The sequence below is a fragment of the Flavobacterium silvaticum genome (assembly GCF_012911565.1).
GTDB classification, from domain to species: domain Bacteria; phylum Bacteroidota; class Bacteroidia; order Flavobacteriales; family Flavobacteriaceae; genus Flavobacterium; species Flavobacterium silvaticum.
Genome location: NZ_JAAMPU010000107.1, coordinates 322,422 through 340,740 on the forward strand (window position 1 = coordinate 322,422; position 18,319 = coordinate 340,740).

Here is an 18,319-nt window from a genome sequence, read left to right on the forward strand (position 1 = left end):
ATGTCGCCATCCTTCGCGCGGCCCCAATCTTCGAATCGCCATCAAATCAAACTACGCCAGTACGATTTTTATTCTCGTATCGCCACAAAAAATAACACAGTAGTATATTCCAAATGAAATTGGCACCTATTATTCCAATCAAACCGGTTTCCCAAAAAAGCAAAATACAGTACAGAACAGATGGAAAAAAGATTCCGGCATACCGTTCCCACCGCTGTACAAAAGCCGGAATGATAAAGTAAAAAGCATAAAACACCAACGATAGTATTGCCCAACCAAAAACCATAAGGTAAAAAAGCTGCTTTTCACCTTCACGTTTTTCACCTGTAAGAGTCAGGAAAATCGGGATTACGGCATTCAGAAAAACAGATGCAAGATAAAAGGTAAGCATCCGTTTTTTCATGATGGTATGGAATATCGTTTTGTATTAAAAGGCGACAAGCTTTTTAAGTTCCTTTTCAAAACGCCCTTTCGGTAAATATTGGTCTTCGAGTGCTTTTGTAAAAGGAATCGGAGTATCAAGACTCGCCACGCGAACAATCGGGCCGTCAAGCCACTGGAAGCATTCTTCGGTGATCATGGCCGATAAATCACTCGCGATCCCACCAAACAAACTGTCTTCCTGAAGAATAATGACCTTACTGGTTTTCTTTACAGACGCATAAACCGTTTCTTTATCCAACGGCTGTAATGTCCTCAAATCGATAAGATCAGCAGAAATGTCCGGATTGGCTCCAAGTGTTTCAAGTGCCCAATGGACGGCTGCCCCAAAAGCAAGTATCGTCACATCCGATCCTTGTTTTAAAACAGCAGCTTTTCCAAGCGGCAAGGTGTAATAATCATTCGGGACATCCTGATAGATACTTCTGTATAACAATTTATGCTCAAAGAACATAACCGGATTCGGATCATTGATTGCCGCATTGAGCAAGCCTTTGGCATCATAAGGAAATGCAGGATACACTACTTTGAGTCCCGGAGTTTTAGTGAACCAGGCTTCATTGGTCTGTGAATGGAACGGGCCGGCCTGTGTTCCGCCACCGCAAGGCATCCGAACGACTACATCTGCTTTTTCATTCCATCTGTAATGGACTTTTGCCAGATAATTGACTATCGGGTTGAATCCTGTCGATACGAAATCGGCGAATTGCATCTCGACGATCGCTTTGTATCCGTTTATCGAAAGCCCCATTCCGGCAGAAACCACGGCGCTTTCGCAGATTGGTGTATTAATGACTCGTTCTTTCCCGAACAAATCCACAAAGCCATCGGTGATTTTAAATGCACCTCCGTATTCAGCAATGTCCTGGCCCATTATAACAAGATTCTGATGCCGTTCCATGGACTGACGTAATCCTTGTGAAATGGCATCGACAAAACGGATGTTGTCTTTTGCTTCGGTCGGTTCTATATTTTCAAAAGAATATGGAGCATAAACATCGCCTTCTTCCTCTTCAAAACTAGCTTCAATTTCTGCTTCGGCATTGGCAATCGCAAGATTTTCATCGATTTCCTGACGGATGGTATCGCGAAGCAAATCATCCATATCTTCAGTCAGGATTCCGAGTTTAAGCAGATAACGCCTGTAATTGTCAACCGGATCTTTCTGCGCCCAAATATCCATGAGTTCCTGGGGAACATATTTGGTTCCGCTGGCTTCCTCGTGTCCGCGCATCCGGAACGTCTTGAACTCGATCAGTACCGGACGCGGGTTTTCACGCATCGAAGTCACGATTTCCTGAAGCTCCGAATAGATTTCAAGAATGTTGTTGCCGTCTATGATGTGGGCTTCCATTCCGTAACCGATGCCTTTATCAGCGAGGTTTTCACAGCGGTATTGTTCATTGGTCGGGGTCGAAAGTCCGTAGCCGTTGTTTTCGATCACAAAGACTACAGGCAAATCCCAGACGGCGGCAATGTTGAGTGCTTCGTGAAAATCGCCTTCACTCGTTGCACCTTCTCCGGTAAAAACGGCGGTTACTTTTCCGTTTTTCTTGAGTTTGTTAGCCAAAGCAATCCCATCGGCGACACCTAATTGCGGGCCGAGGTGGGAAATCATACCTATTATCTTATAGTCCTGTGTCCCGAAATGGAACGACCTGTCACGGCCTTTTGTAAAACCGCTGGCTTTTCCCTGCCATTGGGAGAACAATCTGTGTAATGGAATGTCGCGGCCTGTGAACACACCGAGATTACGGTGCATGGGTAAAATATATTCGTCAGGCTCGAGAACGGCTGTGATCGCTGCCGAGATAGCCTCCTGCCCGATTCCCGAAAACCATTTGGAAACTTTCCCCTGACGAATCAGGATTAGCATTTTTTCTTCAATGAGACGCGGTTTGATGAGCCGCTTGTAAAGGAAAAGTAGTTGTTCGTCTGTCAGGTTCCGGCGTTCGAAATTCATTGGGTTTGCAATAATTTGCGGTAAATTTAAGATAATTCGCAAATAATTTACGTGGCTTCTTTATTAATTACATGAAGACGATATCAAACTGATTCTATCCATTGAAGGCAATACTCTACAATTTCCTCCCAACCCGGTTCGCCACATAAGAAATGGCTTCTTCCGGCAAATTCCTTGAAATCGACTTTGCTGCTTTTATCAGAATACTTACCTGCGATTCTTTTGGTCAGCGACGGTGGAAAAATAGTGTCCTTTTCGCCGGCTATAAATAATAAAGGAGCGTGTGGCTTGCTGAAATCGACTCTTGAAAATGATTTGAACAAAGTGTCTTTCCCGATTTTGCGGCTTTCCGGAACGGCGACTTCATCGTAGGCTTTTTGTTGTTCAGATGCCGGCAACGTATTGAAGAATGCCCTGTTATACCAATCCCTTGTTCCCAAATAAGGAGAATTTCCTTTGAGCAGATTTACGGCAGGCCAGACGATTTTTACGGTTGAAAATGGCGGAAAGACATTCTTTGGCGGCGCACCGTCTATACTGATCCCGGCTTCGGCGTGCCCGAGTTCGACCAGTTTAACGATAGCCAACCCAGCCATTGAATGTCCAATAACGATTGGTTTTTCGGGCAAAGTCTGGATGAGTTTGACAATGTTCATCACGACATCTTCGAAACCTGTTTTGGTCAAATCCGGATGGATGTGTTTGCGGAGTTCGGCCGGATCGCCATCGTGGCCGGGATTCGCTGGCGCGTAAACGTTATACCCTTTGTTCTCGAGATACGGCTTCCAGTTTGCCCAGCTGGCATCGTTCACGAACATGCCGTGGACGAGGATGATTGTTTTTGTGGTTGTCATGTTTGTTTGTTTTAGAGGTTGACTAATTTAGTTAAAACATTGATTATTAGATAATTTAATCGAATAAATTTAACTTAGGACGATGTGCCCGCGCTACTGATGCGAGCGGCTATCCTTTTGTGCTAAATGAATGCTCAAAAAATTTTGCCGGATATTTTAGGGGATGAAGCTGATATAGAGATCAGCACAAAAGATAGTAGCGGGCAGCAGGACGGCGGCTTAGAAAAACAAGCCTAAGCGTTAGTTTTTGTTAGCCGGCGGAGCGCCCATTTTTTTAATCTTTTAATGTTTCAATCTTTCAATCCTTTAATTACATTTGTTTCAGCCGCAAGGCTCTAATCTAATTTATATGCAAAATATCCCATCAGTGGACTTGCGTGATTTCCTTTCGGGTGACCCGGAACGCAAACAGAAATTTGTAAATGAAATCGGAAAAGCATACGAAGACATTGGCTTTGTAGCATTAAAAGGTCATTTTTTAGATGACAAATTAGTAGATGAACTGTACGGTGAGGTCCGGAATTTTTTCAGCCTTCCCGTAGACACTAAAAAGAAGTATGAGATTCCCGGAATTGGTGGCCAGCGCGGTTATGTTTCGTTTGGAAAAGAACACGCGAAAGGCCGTTCTGCCGGTGATTTAAAGGAATTCTGGCATTTTGGACAGTATGTGGAAAACAATCCCGCTTTGGAAGCCGAATATCCTGCGAATGTTACGGTAGACGAACTTCCCAAATTCAATGAAGTTGGAAAAGAAGCCTATCAGATGCTGGAAAAAACAGGCATTTATGTACTTCGGGCATTGGCTTTATATTTAGGCCTGGACGAATTTTACTTTGATAATTACATCAAGAATGGAAACAGCATTTTGCGTCCGATCCATTACCCGCCGATTACTGACGAACCGGCAGACGGTGCCGTACGCGCAGCAGCCCATGGAGACATCAACCTGATTACGTTGTTGATGGGCGCCCAGGGTAAAGGCCTTCAGGTGCAAAACCATGATGGCGAATGGATCGATGCCATAGCACAACCTGACGAATTGGTTATAAATGTTGGCGATATGCTGTCTCGTCATACGAACAATAAACTTAAATCTACGATCCATCAGGTCGTGAATCCGCCGCGTGAATTGTGGGGAACTTCGAGGTATTCGATCCCGTTTTTCATGCACCCGATAAGCGAGATGAAGCTTGACGTGTTGCCAGAAGCCATAGATGCCGATCATCCGAAAGGTTTTGAAGATATTACGGCTGGGGAATTTTTACATGAGCGATTGGTTGAATTGGGGTTGATTAAGAAATAGTTTGATAGACGGGAAAGTCCGGAAAGTCCGGAAAGTCCGGAAAGACCGAAAAGTTTCTACCAAAACTTGATTTTCCGGTCTTTCCGGACTTTCCCGACTCCAATAAAAAATTATGGCCAAAAAACTTACCTCCTTAAACGACCTCGGCGGATTCGTTTTCTCCACGAACAAAGATTTTGAATTCGAGGCTGTAGAAACATCGAACAAAACTCTCGATCCGAAACAGCAGCGCCTTGAAGCTCATCTCGATAAGAAGAACCGCGGTGGAAAAGTCGCGACTGTAATCACTGGTTTTCAGGGTTCTGATGACGATTTGAAAACGCTTGGTAAAATGCTCAAGACAAAATGTGGCGTCGGTGGAGCGGTTAAAGACGGCGAAATCATCATTCAGGGGAATTTCCGGGACAAGATTATGGAAATTCTGAAGGGTAAGGGATATTTTGTGAAACGGGTTGGAGGTTAACGGGTAACGGTTTACCTCACGGAGAAATAATCTAGAATACATTTTCTAATTTAAAATTGCTATCTGTTAATTCTTAAGCAATTATTGATATGCGGCAATTGGAATCACGAATAGATGTGGGACAATTATTTTAAGAATTTATACATTTTTTATGTACCTGGGTTATTTACCAGATGATTAAATTGCCACTGGGGAGGGGCCAATGGTGTCCCTACAAAATCCAGATTTAACTGAGATACAGAAAACATGTAATAAATGTTAATTTTATGTATTCTCTATTTTGTATTTGCATAGTTATTGGCGAGTTTTGGATGGAGTTAGCCTAAAAGTAAATCCGGATCTGTCTGGTTCCATTTTTCTAATACAAGTTCAATGACCATTATCTGATAATCACTTTAAGAAAACAAGCTATTATCTAATTGTCCAATTATCCAATTATCTAACTTCCCAATTATCACTTGATCCCTTCCTCCCAACTCATCATCAACCCAGACGGTACCATCTACCACATCAACCTAAAACCAGGGCAAATTGCCAATGACATCATCACAGTCGGCGATCCGGCACGCGTGGAAAAAATCACGAAGCACTTTGATTCCATAGAATTCTCGACCGTTAAACGCGAATTCAAGACCCAAACCGGATATTATAAAGGAAAACGACTGACGGTAATTTCAACCGGAATTGGCCCGGACAACATCGATATTGTATTCAATGAACTCGATGCTTTGGTCAATGTCGATTTCAACAAGCGTGAAATCAAACCGCAACACACGGCCCTGAATATCATACGCATCGGGACTTCCGGATCCATTCAGGCCGACGTGCCTTTGCACAGTACGGTGATTGCACGAAAAGCCATCGGAACCGATAATATGCTGCGTTCCTATATCTTAGGTGATAAAACAGACCCTGCTTTGGAAGATGCTTTTATCAAACACACGAATTGGGCGGCGGAAAAAGGCAGACCGTATGCCGTTACCGCATCAGAAGAATTGGCTTCTAAATTCGCATCTGAAAAAACCTTTGATGGAATTACCGTCACGAACGGCGGATTTTATGGGCCTCAGGGTCGCGTAATCCGGCTTGGCATACAAGATCAGGATTTGAATGATAAGCTCGCCTCTTTTGAAACCGGCGATTTACGCGTGACGAACCTCGAAATGGAAACGGCGGCAATTTACGGCCTGTCTGCCTTGCTTGGGCATAATGCGGTTTCACTCAGCGCCATCATTGCAAACAGGGCTTTGGAAACATTCAGCGACAATCCGGAAAAGCCGATAGCCGATTTGATTACTTATGTTTTGGATAAGATTGCAGCTGAAAAATGAAATTCGTTACTGAAGAAATAGCACGAATCCAAAAGGAAATGACGTCACTTGTGATGCATATTCCGGAGGAAATCTTTTCTGCCAAACCGAATCCGTCGAAATGGTCTAAAAAAGAAATCCTCGGGCATCTGATCGATTCCGCCCAACACAACCTGGTTCGGTTTACAGAAGCACAATATTTGCCGGAGCCTTATCTGCACAGACCTTATAATCAGGATGCATTGGTTTTGATAAATAACTATCAGCAAGCAGATTCGGAAGATTTACTGGTGCTTTGGCTCGGGTTGAATACCCGTATCAGTTATATCATCGAATCGGCTTCCGAAGCTGTACTCGAAAGAAAAGTAATCTTGCCCGACGGTTCACAGGCCAACCTCGAATTCCTCATGACCGATTACGTCAAACACCTGCAATCACATTTGAATCAAATCAAATAAATTTCACTTACAAATGCGAAGCATTATCTTAGTGTCTTAAAAATCTTTCTTTGCGACTTGGTGTCTTAGAGTCTTCGTGTCAAAAAATCTCATATGAATCTCCAGAAAATAACAATCTCCGGCGTTCCCGAACACTTCAACCTTCCGTGGCGCTTATGCATCGAAGAAGGCGATTTTGAAAATACAGGAATCGACGCCAAATGGACAGACGTTCCGGAAGGCACAGGTAAACTCTGCCAAATGCTCCGATCCGGAGAAACAGATGTTGCCGTTATCCTGACCGAAGGCATCATCAAAGACATCATTGCCGGAAATGATTCCAAAATTATCCAGGTGTATGTTGAAAGTCCACTGCTTTGGGGAATCCATGTGGCTGCTGCATCAGATTTTAAAGAGATTTCCGACCTTGAAGGAAAAATCGCGGCAATCAGCAGATACGGCTCAGGTTCGGAACTGATGTCATATGTCAATGCATCCGAACAGAACTGGCCGAAAGAATCCGTCAGATTCGAAATCGTAAACACGCTTGACGGTGCCATCGAAGCCTTGTCGAATGGAACCTCCGATTATTTTATGTGGGAACGATTCATGACACAACCCATCGTGGATAAAGGTATTTTCAGGCGAATCGGTGTTTGCCCGACTCCATGGCCGTCGTTTGTGATTGCTGTGAGGAATGAGTTTCTTGAAAAACATCCGGAGGCAATAGAAAAATTATTGTCCGTTATCAATCAAAAGTCGTCCGGATTCAAATCTGTATCGGGCATAAATCAAACACTCGCAAACAGATACGGGCAAAAAATCGAAGATATAAATCAATGGCTTACGCTGACAGAATGGTCCCGGGAAAACCTGTCGGAGGCGCTGTTAAACAAAATTCAAAATCAATTGCTCACCTTCGGAATCATGGATAAAAAGGGTACTTTTGCGCAATTAGTCCACTCCTAACCTGCCGAATTTCCGGATGATAAAAGCCAGCGAAATCTCTTTCCAGAAAATCCGGAACGCCCTTCAACTTCCAAAACCCTGGGACCTGGTAATTATTTTCCTGCTGAATATCCTCATTGCAATCCCTGTCTTTATACTGGCGCACCATTTCCTTATAGATCCGCAATGGCCATGGCAATTGGACAGAATTCTTTTATTCATAGGAATACTGGTAATCATCCAACTGATTTTGCACTTTATACGCAAAGTCATTATTTTGGGTATTGGATTATATCTGATAGCTCTCATTTGGGGAAGCCTTTTTGGAAGTTATGGTTTCAATAGTGTTTTTGAAGATTACAGATACATGGTTTACGGCATGAGCGACAGCCCTAATCCGCAGGATTTGATACTTTCCAAATTGTTGCCTTTTCCGAACAAATCCAAAATAATCAAGGCGGTCCAATACGACAATCCTAAAGTCCGTGATTTCTCACTCATGTGTACCCGGAAATATTTCAGCGACGTGAAAGGTTATGGTAGTTATTACACACTGATCCAGTGCTTTGCCGTTTTCAAGGAAATCAATTCGAGATGGAATTACGTAAGCGATCCGAAAGGACGTGAATACATTGCGACGGCTTCCGAATCATTGCCCTATTTGTCAGGTGATTGCGATGACCATGCGGTATTGATGGCCGCCTGCGTCAAATCTATCGGTGGCATTCCAAGATTGATTCATACCGGAGGACATATTTATCCTGAGATTCTCATCGGCAATAAAAAAGACCTTGAAACCGTGAATTATCTGGTCAAAAAAGTGCTTTTTCCCATTGAAAGTAAAGACAAGACACTCCATTACCATATTGACGAGCGCGGACAAATATGGCTCAACCTTGACTATACCGCGACGTATCCGGGCGGGCCGTTCATGCACGAAGAAATCCTGGGCGCACTAACGCTGAACTGATTTGTGCATCGGAGTAAATCACTATATTAGCCCAATCAAAATTGTCCCATGAAAAAATTGCTACTTCTATTGCTTTGCGGCACGCCACTTTTTGCACAGGAAACCGGCAGCCCGATCGCGGAAAAAAAGAACGAGGTGCGTCTGGATGTACTTTCCGCCGTCGCTTATGGTAAAGCCAACCTGTCTTATGAACGTTTTCTTTCTGACGATTGGTCGGTTGGTTTGACCGGAAGTTTTTCGTTTTCTGATAAATTCGACAAAGATTTCGATCGTGGGTACCGCAATACGTTGCCAAAGACCGAAATAATCCCATATGTACGGTATCGGCTGTCCGACAGTTTCAAATCGTACTATTTCGTAGAAGTTTTTGCTTCGCTGAACAGCGGTGATTACAAAGAGATGATCCGCGATTCAAATGGAGCTACTGCCATTTATCGAATCAATAAAGAAGGATATTTTGATGTGGCTCCCGGAGCTTCAATTGGCTACAAAGTTTATTTTGCAGAAAAATTCGTGCTTGAATTCCTTGCCGGTGCCGGTTTTAATCTGCTGGATCCCGATAAAAGTCCTGATGTCGTGACACGATTGGGAATCAATGTTGGCTATCGCTTCTAAAATCTACCACAAAATTCAGCTATGAAACAGTTTATAAAATATTTGTTCGCCACTTCATTGGTCCTGAGCCTTTTTTCGTGTGATGACGAGGATGGATTTTACAATGAGAAATATGTAGATACGACACAATTGGTAACTATTGATGGGGATTCGGAATTCCATGCCGGTGAAAACCTGTATGTAGGTTCGTCCATTCCACGCTACATCAGCGAACCCGGATTTTCAGACTTGCTCGATATTTATGGGACGACAGGCGGCGCAACGGCGTTTACGTTTTCTTATATTCTTGAAAAGCAAGATATCGACGGTGAATGGATATTCGTAGATTTTACAGATGTTTCCATCGATGTACAGGAAGGATCAGCCGAAAACGGAAGCTTTATCCTTGCCCATGCGGAATACTCACAAACTACCGATGAATACAACTATTATGGTGGCATTCCATTGGCATCTGCAGGAGAATACCGTCTCAGTTTCGGGGTAAACAGCGATTCGACGAATGAAGTCGAATTCAGGTCGGAATCTTCAGGAAACAACATCAACCTGAACCTGATTTCTGATATGGCCGGATTGGACGCTAATGGATATTACCATTTCACCGTGCTTCCGTAATCACCATTGAACCGGTTCCAGATTCTTTGATTTGAGGTATTCGTTGGCCTGGCTGAAATGCCGGTTTCCAAACCATTTGCCCTGATTTGCACTCATTGGCGACGGATGTCCTGAAGCCAGCACCAGATGTTTCGACTTGTCTATATTCTTTCCTTTTTGTTGGGCGTAATTTCCCCAAAGCAGGAAAACCACGTGTTCTTTATCACGCGATATGTGCGCAATGACAGCATCGGTGAACGTTTCCCAGCCTTTTTTCTGGTGGCTTCCGGGTGCACCTTCGCTTACGGTAAGGGTGGCATTGAGCAATAAAACACCTTGGTCTGCCCATCGTTCCAGATTTCCTGAATTCGGGACAGGTTTACCAAGATCACGGCGGATTTCTTCAAAGATATTGACTAAAGAAGGCGGTGTACGAACAGAATCGGCTACCGAAAAACAAAGCCCGTTAGCCTGCCCATAGCCATGATACGGATCTTGTCCGATAATGACCACGCGAACCTTATCGAACGGACAACGGTCAAAAGCAGCGAAAATTTGCCTGGCCGGAGGATAACATCGTTTGGATTTATCGAGGTATTCATTTCGGACAAAACCAATAAGTTCCTGGAAATAAGGCTTTACGAATTCATCCGACAATTCGGTTTTCCAAGATGATTCTATGTTGACATCCATTTTGTTTTTTCCCAAATATACAACGCCGGACTAAAAGCCATTTACACAAAACCTTCGATTTTTCCTTAAATTTGCACAGGCAATTGCCACCACACAGAATGATCAGCATTACAGATAAAACCCTTCAGGACCTTCAGTTCCCTACCATACTTGAAACCGTCGCTTCTTCCTGCATCACCGAATCCGGAAAGGAAAAAGCGTTGGCCATAAAACCGTTCCGGGACGAGGAAACTTTGATGGCAGCCCTGAGCCAGACTTCGGAATACGTTTCTTCTTTCCAGAATAACAATGCGTTGCCGAACCATGGTTTCGAATCGGTAGCGGGGGAATTGAAATTCCTGGCCATAGAAGACAGTTTCCTCGAAGCAGCCGCTTTCCGCAAGATTGCCGTGTTGTCTGAAACAGCGAATACGATGATCCAGTTCCTGAGAAAGTTCGACGATTATTATCTGAAATTAAAGCTCAGGTCTGATTCAGTTACGTTCACTAAAGACATCAACAAGGAAATCGATGCGATCGTGGATCAATACGGCGAAGTCAAGGACAATGCATCGCCTATGCTGGCCGAAATCCGGCAGAATATCAATATGGTCCGGGCCAAAATCAACCAGAGTTTCGCCCAGTCGCTCTCGCATTACAACAATCTGGGGTATCTGGACGACATACGCGAAAGCGTCGTGGAAAACCGGCGTGTGCTTGCTGTTCTGGCCATGTACAGGCGAAAGGTAAAAGGCAGTATCCTTGGCACTTCAAAAACCGGAAGCATTGCATTCGTAGAGCCCGAAGCAACACTGAAATATTCGCGCGAACTCAATAATCTGGAGTTTGAACAGCGCGAAGAAATTACCAGAATCCTTAAAAAGTTATCGGCTACTATCCGTCCGATGATTCCGATTGTTTCCTCTTATGAAGATTTCCTCAGCGATATCGACGTGGTGTTCGCCAAGGCCAAATATGCGCTCCGGATCAATGGTATTTTGCCTCACATAAACAAATCGCGACGGTTGTATTTCCGTGAAGCCTTCCATCCTATCCTGTTATTGACGAACCGTCAGAAAAAAGAACCGGTTTATCCACAGGATTTCGAATTGAATCCGGAGAACAGGATTATCGTGATTTCCGGCCCGAACGCAGGAGGAAAAACCATTTCGCTAAAAACGGTCGGTTTGCTTCAATTGATGCTGCAAAGCGGTTTGTTGATTCCGGTGCATGAACGAAGCGAGACGTTTTTGTTCGACCGGATACTGACGGATATCGGAGACAATCAATCCATTGAAAACCATTTAAGTACCTATAGCTATCGCCTGAAGAACATGAACTACTTCCTTAAGAAGTGTAATGACAGGACGTTGTTTCTTATCGATGAATTCGGAACAGGTTCAGATCCGGAACTCGGTGGTGCATTGGCCGAAGTCTTCCTTGAGGAATTCTATCATCGCGAAGCTTTCGGTATCATCACGACGCATTATGCCAATCTCAAAATGCTCGCGAATGAATTGCCATTTGCTGCTAACGCCAATATGCTTTTTGACGAAAAGTCCCTGGAACCGATGTATCGGTTGATTATCGGACAGGCCGGAAGTTCGTTTACGTTTGAAGTGGCTCAAAAGAACGGCATTCCGTACGGCTTGATCAATAGGGCCAAGAAAAAAATAGAAGGCGGCAAAGTGCGTTTTGACAAGACCATCGCAACGTTACAGAAAGAACGGTCGAAACTCGAAAAGACATCGCAGAACCTGAAAGAAGAAGAAACCAAAGCCCGAGAGGAAAGCCGTAAACTCGAAGACACGAACGTACGCATACGCCAAAAGCTTGAAAGTTATCAGGAATTGTACGATTCAAATCAAAAGACCATTTACCTGGGCCAGAAAATCGAGGACATGGCCGATAAATACTTCAACAACAAAAATAAAAAAGACCTTATCGGTGAATTTTTGAGGCTTGTTGAAATCGAGAATTCCAAACGTAAAAAGGCAACCCCGAAAGAAAAAAAGGCCGAAGAAGTCAAAAAGAAAGAGGTAGTCATTGAGGTCAAAGCCGTCGTAGAAGAAATCCGTCAGCAGAAAAAAGAAAAGAAAATCAAGGAAGCTGCGGCTCCAAAACCAAAGGCCACATTGAAAGTGGGAGACAGAGTCCGGATGCTTGAAGGAAAAGCCGTGGGCAGTATCGATTCGATTGAGAAAAACAAAGCGACAGTAAATTACGGCCTGTTCACTTCCAAAGTCAGCCTGGACGAATTGGAACTGGTTGAAGCCAAGAAAAAATAATTAATAATTAACGATGAATAATTAATAATTCCTTTATAATAAATTATTCTATTTAATCACCTGATCCACCCACAACGCCTTCATTGTTAATTGTTAATCATTCATTATTAATTCAACTATGAACATCCAAAACCTCCCGCAAGGAAAAAAAATAATCCTATTCGACGGAGTCTGCAACCTGTGCAACTCATTCGTGCAATATGTAATCGAGCGTGATAAAAAAGATACGTTCCGGTTTGCATCGCTCCAATCTGAAATTGGCGAAGAAATACTAAATCATATTGGCATTGACAGAAGCAAGACCGATAGCATCATCCTATACGAACCGGGAATCGCGTATTATTACAAATCGTCTGCGGCGCTCGAAATCGCAAAGTCACTAAGCGGCTTCGTAAGCTGGTCTTTCGGATTCAAAATATTGCCGACCGCATTCCGTGACTGGGTTTATGATTATGTCGCGAAGAACAGATACAAATGGTTCGGGAAACAGGAAAGTTGCTGGTTACCGACACCTGAGTTGAAAGGAAAATTCATCGATTGAAATAAAAAAGCCGGAATCATTCGTTCCGGCTTTGTCTTTATATGATGGTTTATCAATTCTTTACGATTTTCTTCACGGCTTTCCCTTGATTCGTTATGAGTTCCAATGCATACATTCCTGTAGAGAGTGTTGACAAATCAATTGCTGTATCAGTTCCTGTCAATTGCCTTGATAAAACGAGACGACCGTTAAGATCATAAATCCTGGCTTCAGAAGCGGTCGCATCTGTCAGGGAAACATTCAAAATATCTTTTGCGGGATTTGGATACACCTTGACCAACGAAGAAGCATAATCACTTACTCCAAGAATATCCGCATCGACCCTGTAACCATCCATTGCAATGAAATATTCATTAGTACAATCAAAATGACGGACGACGAGCCTGACACTCTGGCCTTGATATGCACTTAAATCCATAGTCCTGAATGATCCCTCTGGTTCGGCGAGCGTTTCCTCATAAAGCGGCTCTCCAAGTATGGCAACAATTTCTGAAACTTCATTGTAATCGTCAACTATATTCTGGATAAGTTCGGTTGTAGCCGCGTCGCCGGGAATGGCATAGATGGCAAAATGTTCTGCGAAAAAAGTAAAATCCAATGCGCCAATCTTAACCTTTGCTTCTACATTGGTCGCTCCTTCCGGAATAGAAACTACAGGAAGAAAAAGAAGATTGTCCGGAGTAAGTGCCGGATCTTCGGCATTTTCATCATAAGAAGCGGAATAGGCAAATCCGCCGTGTATGTTGAGCAGTTCCGAATTTGGAACAGATTCTTCGGTTATTCCCCACACAATTCCGTCACCGTCTGCATCGAGCGTATACATATCATCAAAATCCGAAGCCTGGTCAAAATCAAGATTTATGATATTGGTCTGGGCAGACGATTGTCCGTATGTGAGAAAGCCCAATGTGGCGATAAGTAAAATTCTTTTCATAGCTGTTATTTTCGTTTCAATCAAAATTAAAATAAAAACTTTTCAAAAAACAGGCTTTTGGACAAACAGCTCTTATTCCCGATTATCTGCCGATATGTGCTTTGGCTTACCTATAACACTTGTTGCCAATGCATTTCCAAGAACATTTGTCGCGCTGCGGAACATATCGCAAAAATGATCTATCGGCAGTATGAGTCCGATGCCCACGATCGGGATATCGAACATACCGCAAGTTGCGGCAACAACCACCAGACTGGCCCGCGGTACACCGGCGATTCCTTTGCTTGTAAGCATCAGCACCAAAAGCATGGTGAGTTGTGTTCCGATGTCGAGTGTGATGCCATACGCCTGAGCAATGAAGATGCTGGCAAACGTCATGTACATCATGCTGCCGTCAAGGTTGAACGAATAGCCTAGCGGCAACATAAAAGATACGATTCGGTTCGGGATGCCGAAGCGTTCGAGTTCACTGGTCAGCTTTGGGAACACGGCCTCGCTGCTTGTGGTACTAAAGGCGATGAAAAGCGGCCCTGCGATACGTTTGAGCAACGTGGTCATCCTTGATTTCAAAACCAGATAGCCAACAAGTAAAAGCACGACCCAAAGCGATGCGATACCTACCAGGAATGATCCGAAAAAGTAAGTGTACGTCTTTAGCAAATCGGCAAAATCACGGATTGCAAATACGGCAGCAATGGCTCCGAAAACTCCAATAGGCGCAAATTTCATCACATATCCAACCATCTTGAGTATGATATGCGCCAGACTGTCAAGTAACTTGATGATTGGTTTGGCGGCTTTCCCGATAGAGGCTGCAGCCAATCCGAAGAATATGGAAAAGATGACGATCTGCAGGATTTCATTGGTAGCCAACGCTTCAAAAACACTTTTGGGAAAGATGTGTTCGACGAAATTTTTAGCCGAAAACGCCTGTGTATTTCCCGAAACTTCAGTGGCTTGCTTGATGTCAAGATGCGGTAGGTTCAATCCTTTTCCGGGTTCGAGCACATTGACCCAAAGCATCCCGATAAGTAATGAAATGAACGATGCCGAAAAGAACCAAAGCAATGCCTTACCTCCTATTTTCCCGACTTCTGAAATATTGCCGAGCTTGGCAATCCCGACCACAAGTGTCGAAAAAACCAACGGCGCGATGATCATCTGGACCAAGCGTATAAAGACTGTCGCAAGTAATTTTATACCGTCACTAAAAGATTCGGCAGCTTCGGGCTCAAAACCCTGGCGTACATAAACACCTACGCCAATGCCAAGGACCATCGCGATAAGGATTTGTAAAGTCAGGTTTGAGAAAATTCCCGGTTTGGAAGTGCGCTCCATTATTTTGAATGCGGATAAGAGTTGTCAATCAGGTAAAAATCGGCCAGCACCATGGCGGCCATGGCTTCTACTATAGGTACTGCACGCGGAACCACGCATGGATCGTGTCGACCTTTCCCTTGTTGCATGACGATTTCACCGGATGCTGTCAGTACTTCCTGTTCACGTATCAATGTAGCCACGGGTTTGAAAGCCACGCGAAAATAAATGTCCATACCGTTGGAAATGCCGCCCTGAATTCCGCCGGACAGATTGCTTTTGGTAGAGCCATCTGGATTGAACAGATCGTTATGTTCACTGCCTTTCATTCGGGCACCACAGAATCCGCTACCGAATTCAAAACCCTTGACGGCATTGATGCTTAACATCGCTTTGCCCAATTGGGCATGCAATTTATCGAATACAGGCTCGCCCCAACCGGCCGGAACGCCTTCTATGACACAGGTCACGGTTCCGCCTATGGTATCACCTTGTTTGCGGATTTCACGAATCAGGGCTTCCATTTTTTCGGCAGTTGCGGTATCCGGGCAACGCACGTCGTTTGAATCTACGGCGTCGAGGTCGAGCTGCTGGTATGGCTTATCTATGAAAATATCCCCGACCGAAGAAACGAACGCACGGACTTTTATATGTGACAGGACTTGTTTGGCAATAGCCCCGGCAACGACTCGTGAAGCCGTTTCGCGGGCCGAACTTCTTCCGCCTCCACGGTGATCGCGATGTCCGTATTTTTCGTGATACGTGTAATCGGCATGGCTGGGACGGAATGCGTCTTTGAGATGGTCGTAATCATGGGATTTCTGGTCGCTGTTGCGGATGATGAACCCGATTGGCGCACCTGTAGTTTTGCCTTCGAAAATACCCGAAAGAAATTCAACCTCGTCTTCTTCCTTGCGTTGGGTGACTATGGCGGATTGTCCGGGACGACGACGGCGCATTTCTGTCCGGATAGCTTCAAGATCGATTTCGATATTTGGCGGACAACCGTCGATTACACCGCCTATGGCGGCTCCGTGTGATTCGCCGAATGAACTTAACCTATATAATGTTCCGAAAGAATTGCCTGCCATGTTTTGGTTTTGGACAAAAATAACGGATAATTAATAATTAACGATGAATAATTGAATTCCTAGTAGAATTAAAAGTCGCGTCATCCCGAAGATTAATTGTGAAAACTTCGGAGAAAATAGACGGGCGGAATTACGAGGTAATTTTCAAGGCAATAAAAGAATAAGTTGTTACCATTACATCACTGACAAATTTCAAAAAATAAACAGGAGCGGGTGGTTAGAAAATTTAACATTTTTTACAGGAAAAATGTACCTGGGAAATTTTCGGATTTTGTAGGGAACACCAATGGCCCCTCCCCAGTGGCAAAGTAACAATCTGCAAAATATGTCCGATACAGAAAAAATGTATAAAAAGTTAAATTGATATTTCGTGTCAGAGACGAAATTTCCTGTGCAAAAGATAAAAGCAATCTTGAAACAAATTGAATGTCTTGCCCACAAATCCCTGATCTCTATCAAATCAGGTTGCCATGTGTGAAATCACATATAAAAAATCATTTAACACAAAAAGCGTGTTAAAGCATTTTAAAATTATGATTTAACACAGAAAAAGTGTGAAACCATTTTTCAAATTTTATTTAACACAGAAAATCAATAACGAAAGAACTCAAATAAAGTCCGTAACCCAGATGCTGTAGCAACAGTTAACCATCAGTACCCATAACCTTAACCTTCGCTTGTCTTTCTTCTAAAACACAATGCTTTCATTTGTAAAACGTCAATCCAGATGAAAAAGAGAAAACCGGTAGTAGTAGTGTTGTCCGATGTCCATTTAGGCACCTACGGATGCCACGCCAAAGAGTTGTTGCATTACCTCAAATCCATCAAGCCGAAAATACTGATCCTCAACGGAGACATCATTGATATCTGGCAATTCCGCAAATCATATTTTCCAAAGACACATTTGAAAGTGGTACAGCGTATCATGGATTTCGCAGCCAAAGGCACGCAGGTGTATTACCTGACCGGAAATCACGATGAGATGTTGCGTAAGTTCAGCGACATGCGTTTAGGAAATTTACATTTGGCCGATAAACTCGTACTTGAACTCGACGGACGCAAAGCCTGGGTTTTCCACGGAGACGTTTTTGATTCCTCTGTCCAGCATTCCAAATGGATCGCGCGATTGGGTGGATGGGGTTATGATTACCTGATTCTGGTAAACCGAATGGTGAATTGGTGCCTGGCAAAACTGGGCCGCGAGCCTTATTCCTTCTCAAAAAAGATAAAAGGCAGCGTCAAAAAGGCGGTGAAATTTATATCAGATTTTGAAAAGACGGCTACAGACCTGGCCATAGAGAACGGATACGATTATGTAATCTGCGGGCATATCCATGAACCGAAGATTGTAGAAACTTCAAACAAGCACGGTAAAACGACGTACCTCAATTCAGGCGATTGGATCGAAAACAGGACGGCTTTGGAATACTATAAAAAAAGCTGGAAACTGTATTCCTATGATGAGAACAAACCTCAGGAAGACGAAGAGGATTTGTTTGAAATGGAGAATGAAATACTGTCGCTGGATTTGACCGGACGCAAAATGACAATTTCCGCCTGATCCCAAATGGAAATCATGTA

18 protein-coding genes are annotated in these 18,319 nt (G+C 43.7%); 11 read left to right on the forward strand and 7 right to left on the reverse strand.

The genetic code is table 11. The annotated features are described in order from the left end of the window. Positions 1–46: 46 nt before the first annotated feature. The 3 genes from G6047_RS13265 to G6047_RS13275 form a co-directional block, all read right to left on the reverse strand. A complete protein-coding gene (locus G6047_RS13265; RefSeq protein ID WP_169528108.1) occupies positions 47–403 on the reverse strand; it encodes a hypothetical protein in 357 nt (118 codons plus the stop codon). Between the two features lie 24 nt (positions 404–427). Beyond that, a complete protein-coding gene (locus G6047_RS13270; protein WP_169528109.1) occupies positions 428–2,404 on the reverse strand; it encodes an alpha-ketoacid dehydrogenase subunit alpha/beta in 1,977 nt (658 codons plus the stop codon). Positions 2,405–2,487: 83 nt separating this feature from the next. Next, positions 2,488–3,258, reverse strand: coding sequence for an alpha/beta hydrolase (locus tag G6047_RS13275; protein WP_169528110.1), 771 nt, complete (start codon positions 3,256–3,258; stop codon positions 2,488–2,490). Positions 3,259–3,607: 349 nt separating this feature from the next. Here G6047_RS13275 and G6047_RS13280 point away from each other — a divergent pair, with 349 nt between their 5' ends. The 8 genes from G6047_RS13280 to G6047_RS13315 all read left to right on the forward strand — a co-directional run bounded on the left by G6047_RS13280 (position 3,608) and on the right by G6047_RS13315 (position 9,916). Further along, positions 3,608–4,561, forward strand: a complete 954-nt coding sequence (locus G6047_RS13280; RefSeq protein WP_169528111.1) for an isopenicillin N synthase family dioxygenase — start codon at positions 3,608–3,610, stop codon at positions 4,559–4,561. A 112-nt stretch (positions 4,562–4,673) separates the two neighbouring features. Continuing rightward, positions 4,674–5,024 carry a translation initiation factor gene (locus tag G6047_RS13285; RefSeq protein WP_169528112.1) on the forward strand — a complete coding sequence of 117 codons (351 nt, stop codon included), beginning with the start codon at positions 4,674–4,676 and terminating at the stop codon, positions 5,022–5,024. 458 nt (positions 5,025–5,482) lie between these two features. Next, positions 5,483–6,355 carry a nucleoside phosphorylase gene (locus G6047_RS13290; protein ID WP_169528113.1) on the forward strand — a complete coding sequence of 291 codons (873 nt, stop codon included), beginning with the start codon at positions 5,483–5,485 and terminating at the stop codon, positions 6,353–6,355. Beyond that, a complete protein-coding gene (locus G6047_RS13295; protein WP_169528114.1) occupies positions 6,352–6,792 on the forward strand; it encodes a DinB family protein in 441 nt (146 codons plus the stop codon). The genes G6047_RS13290 and G6047_RS13295 overlap by 4 nt, the downstream gene beginning before the upstream one ends. A gap of 93 nt (positions 6,793–6,885) precedes the next feature. After that, entirely contained in the window at positions 6,886–7,740 is an 855-nt protein-coding gene (locus G6047_RS13300; protein ID WP_169528115.1) for a substrate-binding domain-containing protein, read from the forward strand. A gap of 16 nt (positions 7,741–7,756) precedes the next feature. Further along, the gene (locus G6047_RS13305; protein WP_169528116.1) at positions 7,757–8,689 is read left to right on the forward strand and encodes a transglutaminase; all 933 of its coding nucleotides are present in this window, start codon (positions 7,757–7,759) and stop codon (positions 8,687–8,689) included. 48 nt (positions 8,690–8,737) lie between these two features. Next, the gene (locus G6047_RS13310) at positions 8,738–9,304 is read left to right on the forward strand and encodes a DUF3575 domain-containing protein (RefSeq protein WP_169528117.1); all 567 of its coding nucleotides are present in this window, start codon (positions 8,738–8,740) and stop codon (positions 9,302–9,304) included. 21 nt (positions 9,305–9,325) lie between these two features. Beyond that, the gene (locus G6047_RS13315; protein ID WP_169528118.1) at positions 9,326–9,916 is read left to right on the forward strand and encodes a hypothetical protein; all 591 of its coding nucleotides are present in this window, start codon (positions 9,326–9,328) and stop codon (positions 9,914–9,916) included. Here the strand turns inward: G6047_RS13315 and ung are convergent, their stop codons facing one another. Further along, positions 9,917–10,588: a uracil-DNA glycosylase gene (ung, locus tag G6047_RS13320; RefSeq protein ID WP_169528119.1), complete on the reverse strand. Its 672-nt coding sequence runs from the start codon at positions 10,586–10,588 to the stop codon at positions 9,917–9,919. A 98-nt stretch (positions 10,589–10,686) separates the two neighbouring features. Here ung and G6047_RS13325 point away from each other — a divergent pair, with 98 nt between their 5' ends. Further along, positions 10,687–12,855 carry an endonuclease MutS2 gene (locus tag G6047_RS13325; protein ID WP_169528120.1) on the forward strand — a complete coding sequence of 723 codons (2,169 nt, stop codon included), beginning with the start codon at positions 10,687–10,689 and terminating at the stop codon, positions 12,853–12,855. Between the two features lie 118 nt (positions 12,856–12,973). Beyond that, positions 12,974–13,396 (forward strand): thiol-disulfide oxidoreductase DCC family protein, encoded by a 423-nt coding sequence (locus G6047_RS13330; RefSeq protein WP_211165443.1) that lies wholly within the window; start codon positions 12,974–12,976, stop codon positions 13,394–13,396. 52 nt (positions 13,397–13,448) lie between these two features. On the opposite strand, the gene G6047_RS13335 is transcribed toward G6047_RS13330, so the two are convergent. From G6047_RS13335 to aroC, 3 genes are all read right to left on the reverse strand, one after another. Continuing rightward, on the reverse strand, positions 13,449–14,330 hold the full coding sequence (locus tag G6047_RS13335) for a T9SS type A sorting domain-containing protein (RefSeq protein ID WP_169528121.1): 882 nt from the start codon (positions 14,328–14,330) through the stop codon (positions 13,449–13,451). 72 nt (positions 14,331–14,402) lie between these two features. Beyond that, the gene (locus G6047_RS13340) at positions 14,403–15,668 is read right to left on the reverse strand and encodes a dicarboxylate/amino acid:cation symporter (protein WP_169528122.1); all 1,266 of its coding nucleotides are present in this window, start codon (positions 15,666–15,668) and stop codon (positions 14,403–14,405) included. Continuing rightward, entirely contained in the window at positions 15,668–16,738 is a 1,071-nt protein-coding gene (gene aroC, locus G6047_RS13345) for a chorismate synthase (RefSeq protein ID WP_169528123.1), read from the reverse strand. The genes G6047_RS13340 and aroC overlap by 1 nt, the downstream gene beginning before the upstream one ends. A 727-nt stretch (positions 16,739–17,465) precedes the next feature. On the opposite strand from aroC, the gene G6047_RS13350 reads away from it, so the two are divergent. After that, positions 17,466–18,299, forward strand: a complete 834-nt coding sequence (locus tag G6047_RS13350; RefSeq protein WP_169528124.1) for a UDP-2,3-diacylglucosamine diphosphatase — start codon at positions 17,466–17,468, stop codon at positions 18,297–18,299. Positions 18,300–18,319 lie beyond the last annotated feature (20 nt).